This is a genomic window from Allobacillus saliphilus (assembly GCF_018138385.1).
GTDB classification, from domain to species: Bacteria; Bacillota; Bacilli; order Bacillales; family Alkalibacillaceae; genus Allobacillus; species Allobacillus saliphilus.
In genome coordinates this window covers 72,986-97,393 of record NZ_JAGSIE010000005.1, presented here as the reverse complement: position 1 = coordinate 97,393, position 24,408 = coordinate 72,986, and the positions used below count along the sequence as shown (strand labels likewise).

Genomic DNA, 24,408 nt, shown 5'->3' with positions numbered 1-24,408 from the left:
ACGTCTTCTCTACGACAATTTGAGCTACGGAGTGCCGCATTTCGGTATCGAGACACCTTCTCTACGACAGTTTGAGCTCCAAGGTGCTGCACTTCGGTATCGAGACGTCTTCTCGACGACATGACAAGGTGAGAATCACTCCATTCGTGTATTGAGAATTCCACCAAAAAACTCCATTTCCTATAACAATATAGGAGATGGAGTTTCTTTAGATTATTGTTCAGTTTGCTTTAGTGCAGTTAAGCAACGTTCAGCGGCACGTTGCTCAGCTTCTTTCTTTGAGCGACCTTTGCCTTCACCACAATGCCGGTCTTCAATATAACAAGCGGCCACGAATTGTCGATCATGATCAGGTCCAATCTCATTTACAATTTGGTAACTGACTTGTTGTCCTTGTTTCTGAACAAATTCTTGCAAAGAACTCTTGTAGTCCATCGCATGCGAAAAAGCACCCACTTCAATAGTCGGAAACACATTAGACTTTAAAAAATTAAGTGTTGCATCGAAATTTTGGTCTAAATATAATGCACCGATAAATGCCTCAAAGACATCCGCCAACAGTGCAGGACGGCTTCTTCCGCCTGTTGCTTCTTCACCTTTTCCGATATACACGAGCTTATCCATTCCTAATTGAACCGAAAACTTGTGAAGAGAAGGTTCGCAAACAATATTCGCCCGAAGTTTCGTCAATTCACCTTCACTCATTAAAGGGTAACCTCGGTACAAATATTGGGAAACAGCTAGTTCCAATACTGCATCTCCTAAAAATTCAAGACGTTCGTTATCTTTGATTTGGCTTTTTCGATGCTCATTCGCATACGATGTGTGTGTAAATGCTTGCTTTAGTAGTTGCTCGTTTTTAAATTTGACGTTGTACTTTTCCTGAAATGATTGGAAGTCCACTTGACTCACCTTTTCTAAAATGAAAGTTAATCTTCTTGTATTGTATAACGAAATTAAGCTTGGTGACAAAAGGAATGTCCTGTGCCAAAAGAAACACTGACCCCTATCCGATTTGGCAGGGGCCAGCAGTTTTTTTAATTATTGGTTGCTGTTTATGTAGTTAACAGCATCACCAACAGTTTCAATTTTTTCTGCATCTTCATCTGCGATTTCTAAATCAAACTCATCTTCTAATTCCATGATTAATTCAACAACATCTAAAGAATCTGCTTCAAGGTCATCTTTAAAAGAAGCATTTTCTGTAACTTTTGATTCATCAACATCTAATCGTTCAACGATCAGGTTTTTTACGCGGTCAAATACGTCTGCCATTCACGTCACCTCCCTTCAAAGAGTGCATGTTTATTAAAACATACAACTACATAACCATGCCACCATCAACATGAATTGTCTGACCAGTCATATAATCAGACTCACTAGAGGCTAAAAATTTAACGACATTTGCTACATCTTCAGGCTCGCCTAGTCGATTTAAAGGAATCATGTCATACATGTTTTGTTTTTGGTCATCGGTCAACTCATCAGTCATTTCAGTTGAAATAAAGCCAGGGGCAACTGCATTAACATGAACATTACGTGTAGCCAATTCTTTCGCTACCGATTTGGTCATACCGATCACGCCTGCTTTAGCTGCAACATAATTTACTTGTCCAGGATTCCCGCTCACTCCGACAATGGAAGCGATATTGATAATTTTGCCTGCGCGTTGCTTCATCATTTGACGAGTGACGGCTTTCGTGCAATTGAATACGCCTTTTAAGTTCGTATCAATAACTTGATCGAATTCTTCTTCTTTCATTCGCATTAGCAAATTATCACGTGTGATCCCTGCGTTGTTAACGAGAATATCTAAGCTGCCAAACGTATCAATCGTTTCTTTTACAAGTCGCTTTACATCATCAGTATCAGCTACATTCGCCTGCACAGCGATTGCTTCTTGGCCAAACGATTTGATCTCTTCAACGACGGCTTCTGCTTTGTCTTTACTTCCTGAGTAGTTAACGACAACATTCGCACCATTTTCACCCAATTTAAGTGCGATTGCTCTACCGATTCCTCGTGAGGCTCCGGTTACAAGAGCTGATTTCCCTTTAAACATTTACGCTTCCTCCTTCGTCCAGTCGATAAATTTTTCAAAGGTTTCTATATCTTGGACTGAAAAGACCTTTGCACGACGGTGTACTTTTTTCACTAAGCCTGAGAGTACTTTTCCGCTGCCAACTTCAACGAATACATCGACTTCCTCTTCCAACATGTTTTCGATTGTTTGAGAAAATTGAACAGGAGAATATAGTTGTTCAATCAATAATTGTTTGATTTCATCACTCGTTGTTACTGGTTTCGCATGAACATTCGCATATACTGGAATATTGGCTTCTTGGAAATTTACTGAATCCAATACAGCTTGAAATTCAATGCTTGCTGGTTTCATTAAAGTTGAATGAAAAGGTCCGCTTACATTCAATGGCAACACTCGTTTTGCGCCTTTTTCCTTCAATTGCTCACTCGCTTTTTCAACTCCAGCTACACTACCGGAGATGACAATCTGTCCAGGACAGTTATAGTTCGCGACGTTGACGACGTCACCCGCTTCCGTAACTGCATCTGTAACTTGGCGAATCTCTTCGTCCTTCATCCCTAGTACAGCAGCCATCGTTCCTTCTCCAGAAGGTACGGCTTTTTCCATTAATTTTCCGCGTTCATGAACGACCTTAATTGCGTCTTCCAAGCTTAAAACACCTGCAGCATATAATGCACTGTACTCCCCTAAACTGTGACCAGCTACTAGCGTTGGTTCAACCCCTTTTTGTTTCAACTGATCATTTATTACCGCGCTGATTAATAATAAAGCTGGTTGAGCATTTTCAGTCTTCGTCAACGTTTCATCAGGACCATTTAAAATCAGGTCACTTAAGGAATAACCAAGTACACCATCTGCTCGCTGAAAAGCATCTTTCACTTCTTGGTTTTGGTCAAAGAAACTTTTTCCCATTCCGACCGTTTGTGATCCTTGTCCAGGAAAAAGGAATGCCAATTTACTCATTAGATCCCTCCTCAGTTTGCAGCTTTTTCACTTCTTGAGTAATCGCGTCAATTACTTGCTCTTCGACTAACTGACGTGTTTGTCTAATCGCATTAAAAATCGCTCGGTCATTTGAAGAACCATGGGCTTTAATGACTGGGGCAGCAAGACCAAATAACCCGGCTCCACCGTATTCTGAATAATCCAATCGATCTTTTAGACCTTTCAAATCGGTTTTGACAATAGCTGCTGCAATTTTCGTTTTTGTATTCGTCATAAATACTTCTTTCACCATAGAAAACAATGTGGAAGCTGTTCCCTCAACGGTTTTCAAGACAACGTTGCCAGAAAAACCATCTGTTATCACAACATCTGCCACACCTTCAAGAAGATCGCGTGCCTCGACATTCCCTATGAAATTCAAGTCAGCTTGTTGAAGAAGCTCAAATGCCTTCTTCGTTAATTCAGATCCTTTTTGTTCCTCTGTTCCGACATTCAGCAATCCTACTCGTGGTTGTTCAATGCCACGAATTTTCTTTGCATAAATCGATCCCATTATTCCGTATTGCAGCAAATGATTTGGTTTTGCATCGACGTTAGCTCCGACGTCCAAGAATAAAAATCCTCCACCATCAACAGTCGGTAATGTCGGACTCAATGCAGGTCGGTCAATTCCTTTAATACGGCCTACTTTAAACAACCCTGCACTCATAAGGGCTCCTGTATTTCCAGCTGAGATACAAGCATCTGCTTGTCCTTCTTTTACAGCTTCAGCCATCAAAACCATCGAAGCATTCTTTTTGCGACGAACTGCTCGCACCGGTTCATCTGTACTTTCAATTTTTTCGTCGGTATGAACAATCGAAATTCGTTCATGTGTCTCATTCATATAGGTCTTAATCTGCTTTTCATCACCATACAACGTAATTTCAACTTCTTCGTATTCTTTGACTGCTAATAAACTTCCTTTGACGACCGCTTCAGGTGCATTGTCGCCACCCATTGCATCAATTGCAATTTTCATCAGCTAATACTCCTTTATCGATCCGTTGAGCGATACATTTCAAATGTCCCTGAAAATACAAGCTCTTTTCCGACATGGCTATTCACTTCAACGGTAGTTCTTTTTTTATCGGTATTTATCACTTTTGCTTTTGCGACAACCCGTTCATTTAGGCGCACAGAACGTTTAAATTGAATAGATGCATTCACGGTCAAGGCTAATTCATCATCAATCACGGCTACACATAACGAATTAGCCTGTGCAAATAAATGGTGTCCTCGCGCAATTTGGTTTCTTGAAAAAACATGCTCCGCTTGGATATCTAAAATGGAAATTGCGGACTGATCCAATTCAAGATCAATTACTTCACCAATTACCTCAGCTGCGGGAAGTGCTTTTAATGTTTCATCCCAATTTTCTTGGGCAACAGACTCAATTCTTTTTCTTACTTCAGGTATTCCCAGCTCCATACGATCCAGCCGAATCGTTTGAATGCTCACCTGAAATTGTTCTGCTAGCTCTTCATCCGTAATAAATGGGGTCTTTTCAATAGCTTGATTTAATTTCTCTTGACGATCTTTCTTTTTTAGTTTCATTTGATGTTCCACCGTCCAGTATTATGACTAGGTCCTAATAGTAATATATAATACAGAACTCATTGTTGCAATGATTTTTTGAGTCATCTTATGACTCACTAAAAATTATGAACTTGCACGTAACAATTGATAGCATACAAAATATAAGCGAATGACGAAGGAAAGAGGCCGGGTCAAATGATATTTAGTTAAAGAAAAATCCGAACATCGATTCTTAAATATATGAATCGGTTCGGATTCTATTAGCGTAGGAAAAACACGAAGACTCCTGCGGGATGAAAAGTCTAGGTGAGACCCCGCAGTACGATAGTACGAGGAGGCTCAACAGCTCCCGCGGTATAGAAGACACTGCGATTAATCGCAGATGTCGCCTTATGCCCAGTGGGTAAAAGCGTAGTGTTTTTCCGAAGCGGTTGACGACGATTCAAGTTATGTCCCAGCCGTCAATCTATAAATCAATTAGTCAAAAATCCGCTCTTGAATTAATGGGTCTGAGAGTATCATTTCTTTTAGCACGCGGTATTCGGGTTCTTCGATCAAATTATCCTGAATAATTCGGACAGCGTCTTTTCGTGCAACTTCCAATGCTCGGTAATCCTCCGTCAGATCTGCAACTTTGAATTCCGGTAACCCACTTTGTTTTTTACCGAAAAAGTCACCAGGTCCACGCAGTTTCAAGTCGTGTTCAGATAACTCGAAACCATCCGTCGTCTCCGTCATCACGCTCATTCGCTCTCTACCTTGTTCCGTTTTTGGATCGGCCATCAAAATACAATAACTTTTACTACTCCCTCGTCCAACGCGCCCTCTTAACTGATGTAATTGGGCTAAACCAAATCGTTCTGCACCATAAATCAACATCATGGTCGCATTAGGCACATTGACACCAACCTCAACGACAGTCGTTGATACGAGTACTTGAATTTCATTTTCAGCGTAAGCACGCATCACTTCTTCCTTTTCATCTGTATGAAGCCTTCCGTGCATGAGTCCAACTTTTACCGAATCCGGCATCCAAGCTTGCAATTGCTCGTAGACTTCAATCGCATTCGATAAGTCTAGTTGTTCAGATTCTTCGATGAGCGGACAAATGACATAGGCTTGATGCCCGTTTTGGATTTCTTTTAACATCAAAGTTAAAATCCGTTCGAGCATATTTTCCTTTACCCAATAGGTTTCTATCGGAATTCTTCCAGATGGCATCTCATCAATTGTCGATACATCCATATCACCAAGTGCGGTAATCGATAAGGTTCGTGGGATTGGTGTCGCTGTCATAAATAAAACATCCGGTGTGACACCTTTATCTCGTAACGTTTTACGCTGTTCCACACCAAAACGGTGCTGTTCATCGATAATAATTAATCCTAATTGGTCAAACACGGTATCATTTTGAATTAAAGCATGAGTGCCGATTAATAGATCTATCTCTCCGCTTTGCAACCGTTCTAATTTTTCTCGTCGTTTCTTCCCTTTAATCGAACCGGTTAATAATTCAATTGATAAATGGTCACCGAGTAACGATTGCAATGATTCTGCATGTTGTTCGGCCAAAATTTCTGTTGGGACCATTAACGCACCTTGTTGACCGGATAATGCTGTTGCATACAAAGCGATCGCAGCAATGATTGTCTTTCCGGAACCGACATCTCCTTGAAGTAAACGGCTCATGCGTGATTCACTCTTTAAATCAGTTAAAATCTCATTTAACACACGTTGCTGACTATTCGTTAGTTGGAATGGCAGGGTTTGGATGAAATTTTCTAGTTGATTCTCATCATATTTTTTGACGAGTCCTTCCATCCGTTTTTTATTTTCTTTTCGAATCCATTGCATTTTTAGTTGAAAGAGCAATAATTCCTCATAAATCCACCGCCTGCGAGCGTGCTTTAAACTCACCTTCGAATGCGGTTGATGAATTTCACGAATTGCTTGCTGCCTTCCGGGTATTTTATATTCTTTTAAATACTGCTCTGGCAATAATTCTTCGACTTCAGAAAGCGCAGCCTTTAATGAATAGGAAATCCACTTTTTTAATTGGTTCGTCGTAATATTTCCTTTTGTCGAATAAACAGGCTGAATTGTTTGGTCTTCAAAACCTTTTGGATGATATTTATGTACCGTTATTTGAAGTCTTCGCTCATCCCATTTTCCTGTTAACGTAACTTGTTCACCAGGGATGAGTTTATCTTTCAAGAAGTTTTGGTTGAAAAAAACGGCCTTTACTGCAACATGACCAATCGTAAGTGTGCAAGTTAATCTAGATTTTTTTCGCCCATAAAATTGCACATGTGGTTGTGATGCGACGATTCCTTGAATGGTAGCAACTTCATCATGTGCAATTTCTGTCAGTGGCTTCAATTCATGAAAATCGTAACGAAAAGGAAAGTGGAAGAGTAAATCTCCCACTTTTTCAATGTTCATCAGTTGTAATTGTTCAGCTGTTTTATTTCCAACGCTTGGTATATTAGTTACTGGTTCCTTAATCACTTGTTACCCTTCTTTCGATGCTGCAGCAGGACCGAAAATCTTCGCTGCAAGTGCTCTTCCTGTTGGTGTTGCCGCAAGACCACCTTCACCAGTCTCTCGAAGGGTCGACGGCATTGATTTTCCGATTCTAAACATTGCTCCGATGACCTCGTCACACGGAATACGGCTTGTTACACCTGCTAAAGCCATATCGGCTGACACGATGGCTTGGGACGATCCCATCGCGTTTCGCTTCACACAAGGCACCTCAACCAATCCTGCAACTGGGTCACAAACGAGACCGAGCATGTTTTTAAGTGTCATTGACATTGCTTCAGCTGACTGCTGAGGAGTTCCGCCCGCCATTTCGACAGCAGCTGCACTGGCCATTCCAGCTGCTGATCCAACTTCTGCCTGACAGCCGCCTGCTGCCCCAGAGATCATCGCATTATTAGCGATCACTTGGCCAAATGCGCCAGCTGTGAATAAAAAGTTAATCATTTGTTTTCGTGTCGGGTTCAATCTTGGCTTCAAACCAAATAACACACCAGGAACACACCCTGCACTTCCAGCTGTAGGTGTTGCACATATTGTTCCCATTGCTGCATTCACTTCATTCGTTGCAACGGCCTTACTAATGACATCAAGCACTAATTCACCAGATAATGTATTACCTTTTTCCATATAATTTTTCAGTAGTACGGCGTCGCCACCTGTTAAGCCAGAAGTCGATTTCACACCATTTAACCCATCTTCAACGGATTTTTCCATGATATCCAGGTTACGGCCCATTTCTGCAAAAATTTCTTCTCTAGGCTTTCCCGTTTCTTCAACTTCTTGACGAATCATTACTTCAGCAATAGAAATATTGTTTTCCTCAGTTGCCTGAATTAATTCACTGACGTTTTTAAATAACATGCTACTTCCCTCCTTCTACTCTATATGTTTTATTCTGTAATCGAAATAACACTTAAAATATGATCGCAGCCTTCCAGCCTTTCCATAATCTCATCCGGAATCCGCTGATCGGTTTCGATAATCATCATTGCTTCTTTTCCTTTATCACGACGAGATACTTCCATATGACCGATATTAATTTTATTGTCTGCCAAAACGCTCGTCACCGAAGCGATTGCACCATGTCGATCATTATGCAAAACAAGAATCGCTGGATTTTCACCACTTAATCTCAGTTCAAATCCATTAATTTCGGTAATTTCAGCTTTTCCTCCACCGATTGAAATACCAACTAGCTCGAAATCGCTTTCATCATCTCCGATTTTTATTCGTGCCGTATTCGGGTGTTCTGATGCCCCTTCTTCTTCAATGAATTCATATGCCATCCCTGCTTCTTCTGCTAACTCAAAAGCTTGCCTAATTCGCTCATCAAATGTGTCAAAATCTAATAAGCCACCTACAATAGCCACATCTGTACCATGACCTTGATATGTTTTTGCGAACGAACCATACAAATGGATTTTGGCCCATTTTGGTTGACGTCCATATAATTGGCGAGCCATCTTTCCGATTCTAGCAGCTCCTGCTGTATGTGAACTTGACGGACCAATCATAACCGGACCAATCACATCAAAAACCGATCTAAATTTCATAAGGCACCATCCTTACTTATTGTCTTACTTCTATTTTACCAAGAATTAAGGAAAAGCCCAACCTTATATAAACAAAATCATTTGCAAAGCTAGTCTACGTACCTATATAATGTCTCTTGGGTTTCATCCCGGGTGGGTCGAGGGTTAATAAAAAAGAAGGAAAATGATGAATAGACTAAATAAAAATTGGATACGTGAAATTTCTGCCGGCTTAATTGGCTATTTAACGACTGTCTATATTGTCGTCGTCAATAGCGCTATCTTGGCAGACGCTGGATTAGATATGGAATTCGGTATGATTGCTACTATTCTAGCAAGTACACTCGGTTGTATATTGATGGGGATTTGGGCAAAGCTGCCACTCCTCATCATACCTGGCATGGGTGTCAATGCGTTATTCACCTACTCCATCGTTCAACAATATGATTATTCATATGGAGAAGGCTTAGGTGTAGTGGTGATTGCAAGTCTAATTTTCGTAATTACCGCTTTTACACCAATGGGTTCGTACTTAAGCCGTGCAATTCCGAATACGTTGAAACATGGTATTACAATCGGCTTAGGATTATTTTTAATATTAATTGGATTGGAAAATGCCCAACTCATTGTCAGTGGGAATCATTCCATCATTTCTCTAGGTGATCTTTCTTCACCATATGTCATTGTGAGTTTAGTGACGTTACTCATTGGTGTACTTTTATTTGTAAAAAATGTACCAGCGAACTTTTTGATTACAATGATTGTTGGTACGATGCTTACTTTCGTATTTGGGCTTTCAGAGCAGGAGCCGATCTCAATTTCATTGGACAGTATTACTGACGGATGGGTGGCGCCTGAATTTCATCACATCGGCCAAATCACATTTTGGGCAGCTGTATTGCCCCTTGCCCTCGTGTTGATTTTCGAAACAATTGGCATTCTGCAAGGTCAGGTTGACATGGTTGGAAAGCCCGAACGATATAAAGTAGGCAGTCAAAGTTCATCGATCGCTGCATTATTTAGTGGCTTTTTCGGTACGTCACCGACAATCCCGGCCGCGGAAAACGCAGCAGTGATTGCCGCGAAAGGACGAACGGGCCTGGCAAGTGTCGTTGCCGGCATACTCTTTTTGTCAACTATATTACTGATTCCTTACATTAGTTTGATTCCAGCAAATGCAATCAGTCCGATTTTAATCATCGTTGGTGTGCTAATGATGCAAAACATTAAACACATCAATGTAAATGATCTGACGGAAGCTTTTCCTATGTTCTTGATCATGTTCATGATTCCATTCACGTATAGCATTGCAGATGGAATGGCATTTGGATTTATCGCTTACCCATTAATTAAATATTTTACAGGAAATAAAGAAGCAACCACTCCGATTCTATGGGTGATTGCCGGATTATTTGTTTTGGAGTTTATCGTCAAGGCAACGATGTAAAAGAAAGCACCTCAGGGATTTGAGGTGCTTTCTTATTGTCTAATTAGGATAGACGTTTAAGCAGATAGACTGTTTGTTTTGATATGTTTCCTGCGCAATAACCTTTCGATAAAGATTCTAGATATGAACATGACTACGCTAAACAATACCAAGCAAACACCTATAATTAAGATGATATGGCTTAAGCTAATCGAAAATAAAATAGCGTAGACAAACGTACTTAAGATCATTCCCAATACAACGGCCACTGAGCTCCAAATGGCAATTTCTTTTAATAATAAGCGGGATATATCTTTTAAACTCCACCCAATTGAGAGATAGGTTGTAATTTCTTTTTCTCGCTCTCTTAATAAAGAATAGTTACTTTCTAACAAGGTGATTATTCCTAGAATATACGTAACTACGAGGATGATTGTATGCCAAGCATTAATCTGGACATTAACAAATTCACCTAATGCGGTTACATTGGTCGTCGTCACCGTACCTGTTAACGCCAAATAAACAATTGAATTTAAACTACTGACCAAAAACAGTTGTACAAAGGATGTCCGAATATGTTTTTGATAAAAAGCTAAGTTTTTACTGACTAAAGAATTTTTTCTTTTGATTTTTTCACAATTCATTCGCTTCTTCCCTTTTGAACTGGTGATTTGTTTCGTATAGTAATGATTCATTACAAGCATGAAAATGAGAAATGAAATCGCTGAACAAATAAATAAGAAAAGTAAATCCCATTCCATGACTGAAAAAGCAGGGATTGCCACAACAAAAGGAACGGCTATTCCGATGCTCGTCAATATCAATAATAGATTCTCTTGTTTTCCAATTCGTCTGATATCACGATTTAACCAACCCATTTGTTGATACAAAAGAATGTCTTTTTTATTAACGACAGACCAAAAATGTGAACGATTCAGCATGTAAGTTAACACAACTAAGACAAACAATAAGCCAAGAAGCAGGTTGGTCAAACTCCACTCAGAGATAATAGTTCCAGCTGCTCCTAAAGTCGTCCACGATTCTTTGACTGTACCGATATTCTCAACGTCCATTTCCATCGTTTGCGGTGATGACCCTGCAATCTTGGTCACCATTAGACCTATCTCTTCCAGTTCATCAGTGATGGCATCAATTTTCTGGATTGATTCATCCGTGTAACCCGTAATTCCAGCAACTTTAATCCGGATTGCATCAATCGGTTGATCACCTTTGACAAGGATAGAACTCTCGATATTCGTTACACCTTTAGCCGGGGGAGTAATAAAACTTCCCGGTGTCAAGGTCGGTTTCAATTCCACCTCATTGCCATTTTCACCTTTCCCGTATACCGGAGAAAATTGATAGATTCCGAGCGGACTGGATGCCAAATCGATATCCCTTTCCCCAAAATCTATGGTATCAACAGGATCGAGTATAACAACATCTTCTCCTTGATCGGAGGCTTCTTCACTTGTCATCCCTTTCTTGATAATTTCCCGATACGTCGGAATACCGTTTTCTTCACCGGCTTGCTTGATTTGAATACCTTCACCGCTTAAATCATAACTTGGATATCCGGCTTGATAATAAATTGGGTTATTTAAGAAGTCATACATTTCAAAATAGCGTCCGCCAAATAATTCTGGATGATCAGCCAAATGGCGAACAGATCCATCTTCAAAAAGGATGATTCCATTTTGATGAAAGGACTTCAATTCTTTACCTAAGTCGGCGGTAAACTCAAAAACTTCATCTCTTGGTATGGCTTGTAAATCGTTGATGAGTGACTGACGCTTTTCTGCATATTCCGGATCAAGTAACTGATAGAAATCATGAGGATAATCATCAACTGTACTGCCTATATCATATCTTTCTCTTAATGCGACAACTTCAGTAGGTTCGATGTCAAGCGTTGCAGCTGTTACGTTGGCTTTCAAGGTGGGTGATGGACCTTCAATCTCTAGTACTGGCAATAATGGTGAGTTGGGGAATCCATTTTGCTGAAATTGATAGGCTGGGCCTCTGATGGTCTGTTCAGGATCAATTTTATCAAAAGAAACACCGACCAGTTTTTCCTCTTCCTCCGGGTCAATTCCCACGACAAGTTGATACGTGCTAGGCATTAAAAAATTTGGCGCTTCATCTTTACAATAATTCAGTAGTTCACGGTTATCCGTGAAGAATTCATATTTTGGATGAACTGGTTTACCATCTACTTCAATTCCAGACTCTAATAAATAGCACATTTGCCGGTTACCGACTGGATAAGAATTAACTCCATCTTCTGTGAAAAACGTTGTTTCATAATAGCTGCTTGTATCCAGAAACATAACACCAAAATTCGAAGTCACCCCTGTAAAATAACCTAGAGATGCGACAGGTGCGGCAATTTCGATATCTTCTCGATCTCGAATTTGTTCCCATTGCTCAATGGAAATACCACCCTGACCAAAACCAATATAGTTTTCAGGTACGATACCCAGTTCTTCCTCCAATGGATGTTGATTGCCTTCTGCTCTAACCAATAAATCATAACTGCCTCGTGCATAATGGGATATATTACTTTCTACATCTTGTTGTAAGTTGAAAACAGAATGGATGGCTACAGGAAAACAAAGTAAAATGAAAAAGAAAGCGATCATGAAAATACCAGAATACCATTTATTTCGTTTAGCCTTTAAAAAACTTAAACGATTCATGTAGGCTGCACCTCTTGTAGCCTGCCATCACGCATGTAATATTCTCTGTTACCCAACTTTCCGACTAATGGGTCATGTGTTACGAGAAGAATCGTAATACCTTGTTCGTTCAATGTTTTCAATATTTCCAATATGTGGTCTCGATTGTCTTCATCTAAATTACCTGTAGGTTCGTCACATAATAATACATCAGGTTCATTTAATAACGCGCGGGCAATTGCGGTTCTTTGTTTTTCTCCTCCAGACAATTCGTTTGGTAATGCGTCTATGCGTTCAGTTAGTCCTAAGTGTCCAATGATTTCTTTAGCTTTTGACTTCAGATGTAGCTTATTTTCATACGGCCAATAAGGCATCATTACATTCTCCAAGACAGTGTACTGATCAAAGAGTCGATAATCTTGAAAAATATAACCTATTTTATTTCTTCGCATGTGTTGAAGCTCTTCTTTTGTAAAGTCACTATACTTCTTACCGTTAAATTCAACTGTGCCTTCAAAACGGGTATGTAATCCTGCCAACACATTCAATAACGTTGTTTTGCCCGAGCCTGAAGGTCCCAATATGGAAATCCAATCCTGTTTGTTAATCACCAAATCAACGTTGCTCAGTGCGAAAATTTGCTGATTTTTACCTTGTTCATATGTAACCTGAATTCCTTTAGCTTCCATGAGCATGAATTTCTCCCCCTTTTTAATAGGGGCTGAGATAAATCAAAGTTATTAACTCAGAAACACAAATAACAATCTAACTTAGCGTAAGAAATATACGGAGACTTCTGCGGTCAGAAAATAAAAGAAATTCCGCAAAAACCGCACACGTCCTGTGTGCAACGGGGAAACCAACACATCCTGTAGAAGTACGTCCTGTGGCCAACGTTGACACTAGCCCGTCCTGGGCGTCGGGAGCAAAAGCCTAGGTGAGACCCCGCAGTGCAAAGCACGAGGAGGCTCAACAGCTGCCCGCGATATAGAAGACACTGCGATTTATCGCAGATGTCGCCTTATGCCCTGTGGGTAAAAGCGCAGTATATTTCCGAAGCGGGTATTTCCGGCACACTAAATTAGAATGTTCACATCTGAGTCTACTTTAAAGATTTTGTCCCAGCCTCTATTAGTCTATCTGTTTTGATAAACAGTGGCTGTGTCAACCCCTGTGATGATATAATTACTATCCATTACTCTAAGGCGAGGTGTGTAATTATCATAGTTAGTACCATACCCTAAGCTATAATACTGTTGGTGAGTCATCGCGGTGCTATTCGTATTTCGGTCAATAGTTACGTATGAACGATCCGTATCTGCCGCAAAATCAACACGCCAAGGGTTAGATCCAGTTCCCCAACTAAATGTCCAATAAGCCGTTCCACTACTGCCTTCAATTGTCTGTTCTTGCGGAGTGATTGTTGCATAACCACTTATGGTTGTAGATGATATGAGAAGAAAAAGTGTAATAGTCAAAATACTTACAATCAGCTTTCTCACTAAAATCCACCTCCTTTTCTATAATATTACATTAATTATATATGGTTGTCAATTAATCGTTAAAATATTCTTAAAGTTTAGAATTAAAAAATAGTATAAACAAAAAACAGCGAGCATTCCTGATATGCTCCCTTCAAATTATACAGTTAAAAAAACTAACTTTGAAGGGGGCATTTTTATATCTCAACGATCCTACTCTGATGAATTTAAGATAGAGGTTGTTCAGTCATCTGACTCGAGGAATTGTTCTATAGTTGATTACTGCTCATATAACGGAATATCAGAAAGCACTTTAAAGAGGTGGCTCCATAAATTTGAGACTGAGGGTGTTGAGGGATTAAGAGAATCGAAGACTTGGAATCGTTACTCGCAAGAACTTAAATTACAGGCTGTGAAAGATTATGAAAGCGGTAAGTACTCCCTAAGTGAAGTTGTTTATCACTATAACATCTCCAGTTCCACCGTTTTACGTAAATGGAGTAGGAAGATGTATTGATAATGGTTCTATGGAAGGTTTTTTCGGTATATTGAAGAGCGAGGAGTATTATTTACCTAACAAAAGTACGACACCTTTGAAGATCTGAAAGAAGCCTTTGAAAGATACATTCATTTTTACAATCACCAAAGGTACCAAAAAAGACTAAATGGCCTTAGTCCAATTGAATATCGGACGAAGGCCATTTAGGATTAATTTGACTTATTTTCATTGTCTACTTGATGGGTAGTAGTTCATCCACCCGCTGTTTCATTTTTCTTATTCCACTGAGAAAATAAATGAATAGATTGGCTGATTTCCTTTGTGGATTTCAACTTCGATTTCATCGTATTCTTCTTCGATAAAGGACTCGATCGCTTCGACTTCTTCATCTGTCGCTTCTTCGCCTTGAAGAATCGTGACGATTTCATCTTCTTCATCATCAATCATGTTTTTAAGCAATTCTTTAACGGTTTCCATTTTATCTGGATTGACAGCTTCTATGTCCCCATCTTGGATTCCCATAAAGTTGCCTTCTTTGATTGTTTTGCCATCAATCGACGTATCACGGACAGCATAAGTCACTTGACCCGTTTTGACGTGATTCGTTGCCTCAGTCATTTCTGCTTGGTTCGCTTCCAAATCTCCTTCTGGATTGAACATCAGCATAGCACTCATTCCCTGTGGAACCGTTTTTGTCGGAACGACTTTCGCAGGGAATTCAACTAGCTCACAAGCTTGTTCTGCTGCCATGACAATATTTTTGTTATTAGGCAAAATAAGTACGTTTTCAGCGTTAGCTTGCTCTATTGCCTCGACAATATCTTGTGTACTTGGATTCATCGTTTGTCCACCTTCAATGACAACTGTTGCACCGAGGCTTTCAAACATTTCTGTAATTCCATCTCCCATAGCTACAGTTACGATGCCCAAAGGAATTTTTTTCGCAGGTTTTTCTTCTTTTTTCGGCTTTTCACCGACAATAGACGTATGCTGTTCACGCATGTTTTCTATTTTGATGTTGATTAAGCTTCCATATTTTTGTCCGATTGTCATGGTTTCACCAGGATACTCGGTATGGATATGTACTTTCACAACATCATCATCAGAAACGACTAATAATGAATCACCATGCTCGCTCAATGTGTTTCGATACTCTTCCTCATCAAACGGATGATCTTTTAGTTTATCCTCTTCGAACTTAACCATAAATTCAGTACAGTAACCGAACTCGATATCTTCCGTATTCATAAAATCTTGATGCATCTTATGGTGTTCAGCACTGACCATCTCATCTAAAGAAGGTGCAGCAGCGCTCGTTTGGGGCAATTCTTCACCTTTCAATGAAGCTAAGAAGCCTTCATAAACCGTAACAAGGCCTTGTCCACCACTATCGACTACACCGACTTCTTTCAACACAGGAAGTAAATCAGGTGTGCGTTCTAGTGAAGCTTTTGCTTCTTTTAAAACCTCTTCGAAAAATTCAATGACGTCATCAGTATGTTTCGCACTGATTGTACCTTGTTTAGCAGTATCTTTCGCAACAGTCAAAATTGTACCTTCAACCGGTTTCATTACAGCTTTATAGGCTGTTTCAACACCTGCTTCAAGTGCTTCTCCTAAATCACTCACTGTTAAACTTTCTTTACTTTCAACACTCTTGGAAAAACCTCTAAATATCTGTGACAAGATGACACCAGAATTTCCGCGAGCTCCCATCAATAGACCTTTAGCAAATGAAGCAGCTACTTCACCGACGTGATCTTCTGTAACCTTTTCAACTTCTTTTGCTCCAGAAGTCATCGTTAAATTCATGTTTGTACCTGTATCTCCATCCGGAACAGGAAAAACATTCAATGAATCAATCATCTGTGACTGATTCGACAAATGATTCGCACCCATCAGAACCATTTGTGCAAAATCTTTTCCGTTTATTTTCTGTATAGCCACGGTTCAATTTCCTCCCTTAAATCCAATCCCATCAACTATCCCGTTACTCTTACGCCATGAATATAAATATTCACAGCTTTAACGTTCAAGCCAATCATTCTTTTCAACGCATATTTCACTTGATTTTGTACGTTATGAGCTACTTCTGATACTTTTGTACCATAGCTGACAATAATATACATATCAATCGTCAGGTCTCCTTCATCGTTTGTAACCACGACGCCTCTAGAGAAATTTTCTTTTCCTAATATCTCCGAAAGCCCATCTCTGAATTGGTTCTTGGAGGCCATTCCAACAATACCATAGCACTCCGTTGCTGCGCCTCCAGCAACTGTTGAAATGACTTCTTTTGATATTGTTACATGTCCATATTCATTCGTGATCTCAACTGACACGTAAACTCCTCCTTTTATAAAGCACCTAAACTACAGCTATTTTACTATATCGCATTCTCTTTTAAAAGGTTATCTGTACAATAGGTCTTCTGTCAAGTTAAATTTCTTGATATTCCATTATTTTTAGATTGAAATCTAGCGTTGCATATGATAAATTATATGAGTATGAATTCACGAATAGCAGGAGGGATTTTAAAATGGCTCGTAAATGTAAAGTTACTGGACGTAAAACTAGTACTGGTAATAAGCGTTCTCACGCAATGAATGCCAATAAACGTAGCTGGAAAGCGAATGTTCAAAAAGTACGTATCATGGTTGACGGTAAACCTAAAAGAGTATACGTTTCTGCTCGCGCTCTAAAATCAGGTAAAGTAGAACGTGTTTAATCATGTTCGATAAAAGCAGCTTTCGACTGGGTCAAGTATTCATCGAAGGCTGCTTTTTTTGTGGTTAAAATTGGCATCTTGAGGTTTTGCGAAGAACAGTTTTGGCTGACTAATGAAGTTTACCTGCTGACTACTGAACTGTCGTATGTGACTGTTGAAGTTTAATGCCTAACTGCTGAACTAACACAAATCACTGCTGAAAATTGATGCCTAACTGCTGAACTGACACAACTCACTGCTGAAGTTTGACGCTCAACTGCTGAACTGACGAGGCTCACTGCTGAAGATTGACGCCTAACTGCTGAACTAACACAACTCACTGCTGAAGATTGACGCTCAACTGCTGGACTTCCACACTTGGTTACTATAGATTTAGCGATCCACCAAGCTCAGCCCGTCCAGTTAAACGAAAAAAATTGGTTGAAACTCACAAATGAGCATCAACCAATTAATTTTACAAGAATAGATAAGTTCGTTATACACCATTATTATTTTTTAAATAAATTCATGACCCCACGAACTATGCCACCTAAAAATCGTGGGAGTTTAAACGTATAAAATTTCATTTTCCCCCTCCTATTCCTTACCGATCCACATTCCTGCTTAATCCCGACTCTTTATAACTAATAATATGCCCTTACTAAATGAATAAGTACACTTTTTTTCAATGCATTCATTCGAAACGGTAAACGAGGACCCAAATGTTATCGTTTCACCGTCGAGATTGTACCGGAAACCTTCTAATGTTAAGTCTTCTACTTGCTCGGTAATGGAAAGGAATGAAACATAAGGGTATTGTTGCTCTTTTTCAATAGAATAAGTACCTGGGTAATGAAGTGACAGTTGATTTTGTCGATCAACAAGTTTAGCCGCGATATTTACTTGAGCAAGTTTCTTAAGCAGGAACATATTTACCCAAGCATGATCTAAACGGCCACCTGTCGCACCGAAAATCCACACATTCTTCGCATTTAATTCAATGGATTCATCGATTGCTAATTCTAAATCTGTATAATCTTTATCTGCAGGAAATTGTTTTAATGTGGTTGCCTGCGTCTGAATCGTTTCGTGCTCTACTTGAGAAATCGAATCAAAATCACCGATAGCCAAATCAATTTTCATTTGACGTTTAGCTAGATAAAGAGCTCCGTGATCGACACCAATCCAAAAATTGATCCATGGATAATCATCCAAATTCGGGATTTTTTCTACCGGTCCGCCTGCAACAATTCCTATTTGCAAAGAGTTACACATACTCATACAAAATCACAACGACTCTTTAATAGCTTTAATAGCTTCTATACGGTTTTCCTTGTTATAGATTGCACTTCCAGCAACCAAAACATCTGCTCCTGCATCAATACATTGTTTTGCAGTATCTTGATTAACGCCACCGTCCACTTCAATTTCATATGAATAACCATGCTCAGAACGTAAGTCAAAAAGTTGTTTTATTTTATTTAGTCCACTTGGAATAAATGACTGTCCACCAAAACCTGGATTGACCGTCATAACCAACACGAGATCCACGTCTTCCAGTACGTATTCAATCGATTCAACCGGCGTTGCTGGGTTAATAACGACACCTGCTTTAACACCGGCTTGTTTAATTTGCTGGACGACTCTATGAAGGTGTGGACAAGCTTCCTGATGTACGGTGATAATATCAGCACCCGCATCGACAAACGCTTGGATATAGTGTTCTGGGTTCTCAATCATTAAGTGTACATCTAATGGTAAATCCGTAATTGGTCGAATGGCATCGACAATTAATGGTCCAATGGTAATATTCGGCACGAAATGGCCGTCCATCACATCGATGTGAATATAATCAACTGCAGATTCGACTTCTTTAATCTCTTCTCCTAATTTAGCAAAATCAGCTGAAAGAATTGAAGGTGCTATTTTAACCATAGATTAATACCTCGGCTTTCTAGAATTAATTTCCTCATAAAAAGTTTTGTAATGTTTGTATCTAAACGCAGGAATATCTCCTGTATCCACTGCAGCTTTCACCGCACATTTCGGTTCTTTCATATGCATACAACCCCGAAACTTGCAATCATCTTGCAATTCGACAAATTCAGGAAAACAATAGCGTAATTCATCTAATTCAATCTCAGTGAATTCAAGTGAACTAAATCCTGGCGTATCAGCAATTAATCCGCCAGCTATTGAAAACAATTCTACATGTCTCGTCGTATGCTTACCACGACCGAGACTTTTCGAAATATCTCCGGTTTCTAGTTGTAAAGAAAGATCAAGCACATTTAAAAAAGTGGATTTACCGACACCGGACTGCCCAGCAATGACACTGATTTTGTCTGCTAAATGAGGCTGGACAGCTTCATAGATTGCATTAGCCGGATCATCTTTTGAAAACGTCAATAAATCATAACCGAGTGAACGATAATCACTCATAAATTGATCAATTGTCTCTTGTTTCGATTCCTTGACTAAGTCGGTTTTCGTTAAAATAATCAACGGTTTAATTTCTTTATGTTCAATAAGCACCAAAAATCGATCGAGTAACAATGGGCTAAAGTCTGGTTCGGCGAGTGAATTAACAATCACTGCTTGATCGATATTGGCAACTGGCGGACGGATCAGCTCATTGATTCGTTCATCAACAGAAATGATTGTTCCTGTTCCATCCGCTTGAACTTCAACTTTCACGCGATCACCGACAAGCGGCGTAATTTTTTGCTTTCTGAATAACCCCCTACCTTTACACTCAATCATCTGATCTCCAGAAAGTACATAATAAAAACCACTCAACGCTTTGATGATTCTTCCTTCCTTCATCTGTTCACCCTTTCTTTATTCTTCATAAGGAACCGACTGTTCGATATACGTTTCACCATCCCTTACGACACGGTAGCTAGCCTTTTCACCCGGATTGACAGTCACTTCAATCTCATACGTCGTATCAGCATAGATTGTTTCATCATGAAATACATTATTAATGTTTCTGTTGGCATCTCCAATATAAATGACGACTTCTTGTCCAACTGGTTCATTTGAAGAATTATTTTCATTGTTTTCATCTTGGGTGTTATCGTCATTATCTGGTGCCTGCTCACCCTCAGATGGGTCATATTTAACTTCAAAAGTTTCAGTCTTCGTCACTGGTTTTAAATCCGGTCCTTTAGAAACGACGACACGAAATTCATCCCCTACTTCCAGCTCTGTGTTCGGGCTAGGGTTTTGTTGTATAATTCTTCCTTCACGCACATCGTCTGAAAATTCTTCTTCGGTTACTAACGATAGATTATTTGTTTTTGCATAGTCTTGGACATCTTCAAGCGACCATCCTTCAACAGATTGAAGGCTTACAGTAGGCGGTCCATTGCTGACATCAAAAATGACCCGTGTATTTTCCGGGATGATTTCCTCCCCTGGTTCAGGTTGAATTTGAGCAATAATTTCCCCTTCCGGTTTATCAGAGTCCTTCTGATAGCCGATTACTTCTTGATAACCATTTGATTCAAGAAGTTTTTTAGTTTGTTCAAACGAACTGCCGACATAATCTGGAAATTCTATTTTTTCTTGACCCATACTTGTCACAATTGTGACTGTCGCACCTTCCTTCACCGTATTACCTGCGCGCGGTGAAGTTTTGACAACGAGGCCCTCTTCAACCTCTTCATCATGCACTGTATCTCGCTCGACTTCCAAGCCCAAATCAGTCAATTCATTAAAAGCTTCTTCATATGTTTTGCCAGCAACATCTGGAATTTCTATATCATCAGGTATCAACATTTTCGGCAATACAAACAGCGCAATAATCGCTGCGATTAGCACGAGTGCACTGAATGAAATTAAAAATATCATCCATTTTTTTGATTTTTTATTCGGTTTATCTTTTGCTTGCTGCTCTGAATTGACGATTGTGTTTCCGTCTTCCTCTTCAAATTTCAAATTTGGAGGGACCACTGGCATAACTTTTGTATCTTCTCCCTCTTCAACCGGAGGGGTAAACCGTTCTTCGTCTTGACGCCCTGCATTCAATACTGTTTTCAAATCATTTTCCATTTCATCAATTGTTTGATAACGATGAAGTGGATTTTTTGCGGTCGCTTTCAACACAACATTCTCTAGGCTTTGAGGGACACTTGGTTGAAAACTTCTTACATAAGGTGTCTCTGTTTGCATATGCTTTAATGCTACAGAAACAGCTGATTCCCCGGAAAAAGGTAATCTACCGGTCAACAATTCAAACAATACAATACCAAGCGAATAAATATCAGATTTCTTTGTTGCCGTTCCACCTCTCGCTTGCTCCGGAGATAAATAATGAACAGAACCGAGAACATCATTTGTTTTCGTCAACTGTGTCGAGCTAAGCGCCCGTGCAATACCAAAGTCCGTAATTTTCACGTTGCCATACTGATCCATCAAAACATTTTGCGGCTTGACATCACGATGGATAATTCCGTTTGTATGTGCATGAGATAATGCAGAGGTCAATTGAAGCATAATCGCGACAGCATCTGATGCAGATAACGGACCATTGTATTGAATATGTTCTTTTAATGTATCTCCCTCAACATATTCCATGACCATATAATAAATATTATTTTCTTCTCCTACATCAAATATATTGACGATATGATCATTGGATAAGCTAATAGCCGATTCCGCTTCTCTTCTGAATCGTTCGATAAACTCAGTGTTGTTGGAATACTCCATCTTTAAGACTTTAATAGCAACTTTCCTATTCAAGATTAAATCTTCACCTAGGTAGACGTCTGCCATTCCGCCTCCGCCAATCGTATGCAAAATTTTATATCGTTCGTTTAAGATTTTTCCAGTTAACACGTTGAAACACCTTCTTCGTCCCCGTCATCTACCCATAACAATAAAGATATGTTATCTTCGCCACCACGATCGTTTGCCAATCGAATAAGTTCGTCAAGCTTATCTTCCGTTTTATTATCTTGCAAAATAACTTCCTGAATTTCCTCTTCGGAAACTTTGTTCGTTAACCCGTCCGTACATAAAAAAAGATAAGGGTTGTCTTCGTTAAGTGAGAAGGTGTGTAATTGTACATCCAGAGACTCTTCTGTTCCAACCGCTTGGGTTAATACATTCTTTTTAGGATGAACTTCAGCTTCTTCCATCGTTAACTGACCATTACGAACTAATTCGTGCACAAAAGAGTGGTCCTCTGTTTGTTGGACGACTTCTTCATGATTAATTGTATAAAGTCGACTATCACCGATATGCCCAACAGCAGCTTGATTGTTTAAAATAATTGCAGCTGTTAAGGTTGTCCCCATTCCTTCACAATTCACATTTTCTTTGGAATAGTTCAAGATTTTTTGATTAGCTTCTAGGATGGTTTGTTCTAACCACGTGCTTGCAACTTCAATGGATGAAAATTTTGATGTCTCTTCCCATTTTTTATGTAACTGGGACACGGCCATTTGACTAGCCACATCACCAGCATTATGTCCACCCATTCCATCTGCAATTACAATGAGAAGTTGACCTGTAGGATGTTTAAAAACCCCACCGGCATCCTCATTGATTGAACGTACTTTTCCTCGGTCTGATTTAAAATATGCAGTCATTTCTGCACCTCATTTCTCATATCTTACTCATTTTACTATCATTGCTTTCGTTTAATTCGTGTGATAAAGAAACCATCGGCAGCAAAATCGTGAGGAAATAGTTGTAAACCAAAGGGTGTTAAGCCGGGGAAATCTTTACAAGATTCAGGTAATTCGTCAAAAAACGTTTGATCAATCTCAAATTCATCTGTTTCTTCCATCACTCGAGCAATGAGTTCATCGTTTTCTTTCCGATCTACCGTGCATGTACTATAAACAAGTTTACCATCCTGCTTCAACAAAGGTAGAACTGCTTGTAATAATTCTTTTTGAATCTTAGCCAGTGATAAAATGTCTTCTTCCTTCTTTGCGTATTTAATATCTGGTTTACTTCGTAGTACACCAAGACCTGAACATGGTGCATCCAAGAGGATCCGATCGAAACTAAATGCTTCAAAACGATTCGGTAATTGACGGCTATCTAACGCCTCTGTTTCAATGATGGATAAACCTAGCTGCCTAGCTCTTTCTTCTACTAGCTTTATCTTCTTGTCATGTAAGTCATACGCGTAGATAAGGCCTTCATTATTCATCTTCTCAGCCATGTGTGTCGTTTTTCCCCCAGGTGCACTGCAAGCATCAAGGACAGTCATTCCAGGTGAAGGGTTGACCATTTCAGATACAAGCATAGAAGTTTCATCTTGAACCGTTACTTGATCAGGAAATAAGTGGCTGTTTAATATATTGCCAGAATTGATGACAAGACCTTGTTCAGACAAGCTAGATGGTGTTGCTTCGATATTTTCTTCTGAAAGAACGGATAAAGCATTATCCCTCGTCGTTCGCAACGGATGAACACGAACAGCCACATTTTTACGATCAATATTAGACCAACACATCTGCTCTGTTATATCATATCCATACGATTCAATCCATCGTTTGACCAACCAAGTTGGATGACTTGTTTGGATGGATAGTCTTTTCACTCGGTCCTGAATATTTTTAATATCAGGCGGTCCTTGTCGTTGTAAATTTCTCAGTACGCCATTAACAAATCCTGAAATACCTTTATGTCCGCGTTTTTTTGAAATTTTTACCGCTTCATTGATGACTGCATGATCTGGTACTCTGTCCAAATAGATCATTTGATAAAACGATAAAATGAGCAACCATGATACCCATGAATCTATTTTTTTATTTTTCGTAAAATGGTTTATAAAATACTCAAGCGTTATTTTGCGCTGCAAACTACCGTAAACGATCTCTGTCATCAAGTTTTTGTCTTCTTGACTAAGCTGATTCTTTTGTATTGCTTGATTGATCAACAAGTGACTGAATCCACCTTGATCACCAACTTTCAGTAATAGGTCAAGTGATATTTCTCGTACGTTCTTCATC

At 39.5% G+C, this 24,408-nt stretch carries 25 protein-coding genes; 4 read left to right on the top strand and 21 right to left on the bottom strand.

Going from position 1 to position 24,408, the window contains the following annotated elements; all coding sequences use genetic code 11:
* Nucleotides 1–213 precede the first annotated feature (213 nt).
* The 9 genes from rnc to sdaAB form a co-directional block, all read right to left on the bottom strand.
* Nucleotides 214–903 (bottom strand): ribonuclease III, encoded by a 690-nt coding sequence (gene rnc / locus KC820_RS01675; protein WP_144087702.1) that lies wholly within the window; start codon nt 901–903, stop codon nt 214–216.
* Nucleotides 904–1,041: 138 nt separating this feature from the next.
* Nucleotides 1,042–1,275, bottom strand: coding sequence for an acyl carrier protein (locus tag KC820_RS01670; RefSeq protein ID WP_212367429.1), 234 nt, complete (start codon nt 1,273–1,275; stop codon nt 1,042–1,044).
* Between the two features lie 46 nt (nt 1,276–1,321).
* Entirely contained in the window at nt 1,322–2,062 is a 741-nt protein-coding gene (gene fabG / locus KC820_RS01665; RefSeq protein WP_212367428.1) for a 3-oxoacyl-[acyl-carrier-protein] reductase, read from the bottom strand.
* Entirely contained in the window at nt 2,063–3,007 is a 945-nt protein-coding gene (gene fabD, locus KC820_RS01660) for an ACP S-malonyltransferase (protein ID WP_212367427.1), read from the bottom strand.
* Entirely contained in the window at nt 3,000–4,010 is a 1,011-nt protein-coding gene (gene plsX, locus KC820_RS01655) for a phosphate acyltransferase PlsX (RefSeq protein WP_212367425.1), read from the bottom strand. Before plsX ends, fabD begins: the two co-directional genes overlap by 8 nt.
* A 14-nt stretch (nt 4,011–4,024) precedes the next feature.
* Complete coding sequence (gene fapR / locus KC820_RS01650) at nt 4,025–4,585, bottom strand: transcription factor FapR (protein WP_212367423.1); 561 nt, start codon at nt 4,583–4,585, stop codon at nt 4,025–4,027.
* 459 nt (nt 4,586–5,044) lie between these two features.
* Entirely contained in the window at nt 5,045–7,075 is a 2,031-nt protein-coding gene (gene recG / locus KC820_RS01645) for an ATP-dependent DNA helicase RecG (RefSeq protein WP_212367421.1), read from the bottom strand.
* A 3-nt stretch (nt 7,076–7,078) separates the two neighbouring features.
* Nucleotides 7,079–7,972, bottom strand: coding sequence for an L-serine ammonia-lyase, iron-sulfur-dependent, subunit alpha (gene sdaAA, locus KC820_RS01640; RefSeq protein WP_212367420.1), 894 nt, complete (start codon nt 7,970–7,972; stop codon nt 7,079–7,081).
* 29 nt (nt 7,973–8,001) lie between these two features.
* Complete coding sequence (sdaAB, locus tag KC820_RS01635; protein WP_212367419.1) at nt 8,002–8,664, bottom strand: L-serine ammonia-lyase, iron-sulfur-dependent subunit beta; 663 nt, start codon at nt 8,662–8,664, stop codon at nt 8,002–8,004.
* Between the two features lie 166 nt (nt 8,665–8,830).
* Here sdaAB and KC820_RS01630 point away from each other — a divergent pair, with 166 nt between their 5' ends.
* Nucleotides 8,831–10,090, top strand: coding sequence for an NCS2 family permease (locus tag KC820_RS01630; protein WP_336511003.1), 1,260 nt, complete (start codon nt 8,831–8,833; stop codon nt 10,088–10,090).
* A 56-nt stretch (nt 10,091–10,146) separates the two neighbouring features.
* On the opposite strand, the gene KC820_RS01625 is transcribed toward KC820_RS01630, so the two are convergent.
* From KC820_RS01625 to KC820_RS01615, 3 genes are all read right to left on the bottom strand, one after another.
* Nucleotides 10,147–12,768, bottom strand: a complete 2,622-nt coding sequence (locus tag KC820_RS01625; RefSeq protein WP_212367417.1) for an ABC transporter permease — start codon at nt 12,766–12,768, stop codon at nt 10,147–10,149.
* Complete coding sequence (locus KC820_RS01620) at nt 12,765–13,442, bottom strand: ABC transporter ATP-binding protein (protein WP_212367416.1); 678 nt, start codon at nt 13,440–13,442, stop codon at nt 12,765–12,767. The genes KC820_RS01625 and KC820_RS01620 overlap by 4 nt, the downstream gene beginning before the upstream one ends.
* 441 nt (nt 13,443–13,883) lie before the next feature.
* Nucleotides 13,884–14,249, bottom strand: a complete 366-nt coding sequence (locus KC820_RS01615; protein ID WP_144159529.1) for a hypothetical protein — start codon at nt 14,247–14,249, stop codon at nt 13,884–13,886.
* A gap of 124 nt (nt 14,250–14,373) precedes the next feature.
* Between KC820_RS01615 and KC820_RS13660 the strand changes: the two genes are divergently transcribed.
* A complete protein-coding gene (locus KC820_RS13660; RefSeq protein WP_212367414.1) occupies nt 14,374–14,745 on the top strand; it encodes a transposase in 372 nt (123 codons plus the stop codon).
* A gap of 84 nt (nt 14,746–14,829) precedes the next feature.
* Nucleotides 14,830–14,934 (top strand): IS3 family transposase, encoded by a 105-nt coding sequence (locus KC820_RS01605; protein ID WP_144160171.1) that lies wholly within the window; start codon nt 14,830–14,832, stop codon nt 14,932–14,934.
* A 69-nt stretch (nt 14,935–15,003) separates the two neighbouring features.
* On the opposite strand, the gene KC820_RS01600 is transcribed toward KC820_RS01605, so the two are convergent.
* Together KC820_RS01600 and KC820_RS01595 are read right to left on the bottom strand one after the other, a co-directional pair.
* On the bottom strand, nt 15,004–16,674 hold the full coding sequence (locus KC820_RS01600) for a DAK2 domain-containing protein (RefSeq protein ID WP_212367413.1): 1,671 nt from the start codon (nt 16,672–16,674) through the stop codon (nt 15,004–15,006).
* A 35-nt stretch (nt 16,675–16,709) separates the two neighbouring features.
* Complete coding sequence (locus KC820_RS01595; RefSeq protein WP_144087690.1) at nt 16,710–17,069, bottom strand: Asp23/Gls24 family envelope stress response protein; 360 nt, start codon at nt 17,067–17,069, stop codon at nt 16,710–16,712.
* Nucleotides 17,070–17,266: 197 nt separating this feature from the next.
* On the opposite strand from KC820_RS01595, the gene rpmB reads away from it, so the two are divergent.
* Nucleotides 17,267–17,455, top strand: a complete 189-nt coding sequence (gene rpmB, locus KC820_RS01590) for a 50S ribosomal protein L28 (protein ID WP_212367412.1) — start codon at nt 17,267–17,269, stop codon at nt 17,453–17,455.
* 488 nt (nt 17,456–17,943) lie between these two features.
* On the opposite strand, the gene spoVM is transcribed toward rpmB, so the two are convergent.
* Genes spoVM through rsmB form a run of 7 tightly spaced genes read right to left on the bottom strand, consistent with a single transcriptional unit; the run spans nt 17,944 to nt 24,407 of the window.
* Entirely contained in the window at nt 17,944–18,021 is a 78-nt protein-coding gene (gene spoVM, locus KC820_RS01585) for a stage V sporulation protein SpoVM (protein WP_144087863.1), read from the bottom strand.
* Between the two features lie 37 nt (nt 18,022–18,058).
* On the bottom strand, nt 18,059–18,697 hold the full coding sequence (locus KC820_RS01580) for a thiamine diphosphokinase (protein WP_212367411.1): 639 nt from the start codon (nt 18,695–18,697) through the stop codon (nt 18,059–18,061).
* A 24-nt stretch (nt 18,698–18,721) separates the two neighbouring features.
* A complete protein-coding gene (gene rpe / locus KC820_RS01575; RefSeq protein WP_212367410.1) occupies nt 18,722–19,369 on the bottom strand; it encodes a ribulose-phosphate 3-epimerase in 648 nt (215 codons plus the stop codon).
* 3 nt (nt 19,370–19,372) lie between these two features.
* Nucleotides 19,373–20,260, bottom strand: coding sequence for a ribosome small subunit-dependent GTPase A (gene rsgA, locus KC820_RS01570; protein WP_212367409.1), 888 nt, complete (start codon nt 20,258–20,260; stop codon nt 19,373–19,375).
* A gap of 15 nt (nt 20,261–20,275) precedes the next feature.
* On the bottom strand, nt 20,276–22,276 hold the full coding sequence (pknB, locus tag KC820_RS01565; protein WP_212367407.1) for a Stk1 family PASTA domain-containing Ser/Thr kinase: 2,001 nt from the start codon (nt 22,274–22,276) through the stop codon (nt 20,276–20,278).
* Nucleotides 22,270–23,031 carry a Stp1/IreP family PP2C-type Ser/Thr phosphatase gene (locus KC820_RS01560; protein WP_212367405.1) on the bottom strand — a complete coding sequence of 254 codons (762 nt, stop codon included), beginning with the start codon at nt 23,029–23,031 and terminating at the stop codon, nt 22,270–22,272. The genes pknB and KC820_RS01560 overlap by 7 nt, the downstream gene beginning before the upstream one ends.
* Nucleotides 23,032–23,069: 38 nt before the next feature.
* Nucleotides 23,070–24,407 (bottom strand): 16S rRNA (cytosine(967)-C(5))-methyltransferase RsmB, encoded by a 1,338-nt coding sequence (rsmB, locus tag KC820_RS01555; RefSeq protein WP_212367403.1) that lies wholly within the window; start codon nt 24,405–24,407, stop codon nt 23,070–23,072.
* Nucleotide 24,408: the final 1 nt, after the last annotated feature.

What these genes read in the sequence shown, in the direction of transcription:
- KC820_RS01670 (WP_212367429.1), bottom strand. Translation starts at nt 1,275, where the DNA reads ATGGCAGACGTATTTGACCGCGTAAAAAACCTGATCGTTGAACGATTA.
- fabG (WP_212367428.1), bottom strand. Translation starts at nt 2,062, where the DNA reads ATGTTTAAAGGGAAATCAGCTCTTGTAACCGGAGCCTCACGAGGAATC.
- fabD (WP_212367427.1), bottom strand. Translation starts at nt 3,007, where the DNA reads ATGAGTAAATTGGCATTCCTTTTTCCTGGACAAGGATCACAAACGGTC.
- plsX (WP_212367425.1), bottom strand. Translation starts at nt 4,010, where the DNA reads ATGAAAATTGCAATTGATGCAATGGGTGGCGACAATGCACCTGAAGCG.
- fapR (WP_212367423.1), bottom strand. Translation starts at nt 4,585, where the DNA reads ATGAAACTAAAAAAGAAAGATCGTCAAGAGAAATTAAATCAAGCTATT.
- sdaAA (WP_212367420.1), bottom strand. Translation starts at nt 7,972, where the DNA reads ATGTTATTTAAAAACGTCAGTGAATTAATTCAGGCAACTGAGGAAAAC.
- sdaAB (WP_212367419.1), bottom strand. Translation starts at nt 8,664, where the DNA reads ATGAAATTTAGATCGGTTTTTGATGTGATTGGTCCGGTTATGATTGGT.
- KC820_RS01630 (WP_336511003.1), top strand. Translation starts at nt 8,831, where the DNA reads ATGAATAGACTAAATAAAAATTGGATACGTGAAATTTCTGCCGGCTTA.
- KC820_RS01625 (WP_212367417.1), bottom strand. Translation starts at nt 12,768, where the DNA reads ATGAATCGTTTAAGTTTTTTAAAGGCTAAACGAAATAAATGGTATTCT.
- KC820_RS01620 (WP_212367416.1), bottom strand. Translation starts at nt 13,442, where the DNA reads ATGCTCATGGAAGCTAAAGGAATTCAGGTTACATATGAACAAGGTAAA.
- KC820_RS13660 (WP_212367414.1), top strand. Translation starts at nt 14,374, where the DNA reads ATGCTCCCTTCAAATTATACAGTTAAAAAAACTAACTTTGAAGGGGGC.
- rpmB (WP_212367412.1), top strand. Translation starts at nt 17,267, where the DNA reads ATGGCTCGTAAATGTAAAGTTACTGGACGTAAAACTAGTACTGGTAAT.
- spoVM (WP_144087863.1), bottom strand. Translation starts at nt 18,021, where the DNA reads ATGAAATTTTATACGTTTAAACTCCCACGATTTTTAGGTGGCATAGTT.
- rpe (WP_212367410.1), bottom strand. Translation starts at nt 19,369, where the DNA reads ATGGTTAAAATAGCACCTTCAATTCTTTCAGCTGATTTTGCTAAATTA.
- rsgA (WP_212367409.1), bottom strand. Translation starts at nt 20,260, where the DNA reads ATGAAGGAAGGAAGAATCATCAAAGCGTTGAGTGGTTTTTATTATGTA.
- KC820_RS01560 (WP_212367405.1), bottom strand. Translation starts at nt 23,031, where the DNA reads ATGACTGCATATTTTAAATCAGACCGAGGAAAAGTACGTTCAATCAAT.
- rsmB (WP_212367403.1), bottom strand. Translation starts at nt 24,407, where the DNA reads ATGAAGAACGTACGAGAAATATCACTTGACCTATTACTGAAAGTTGGT.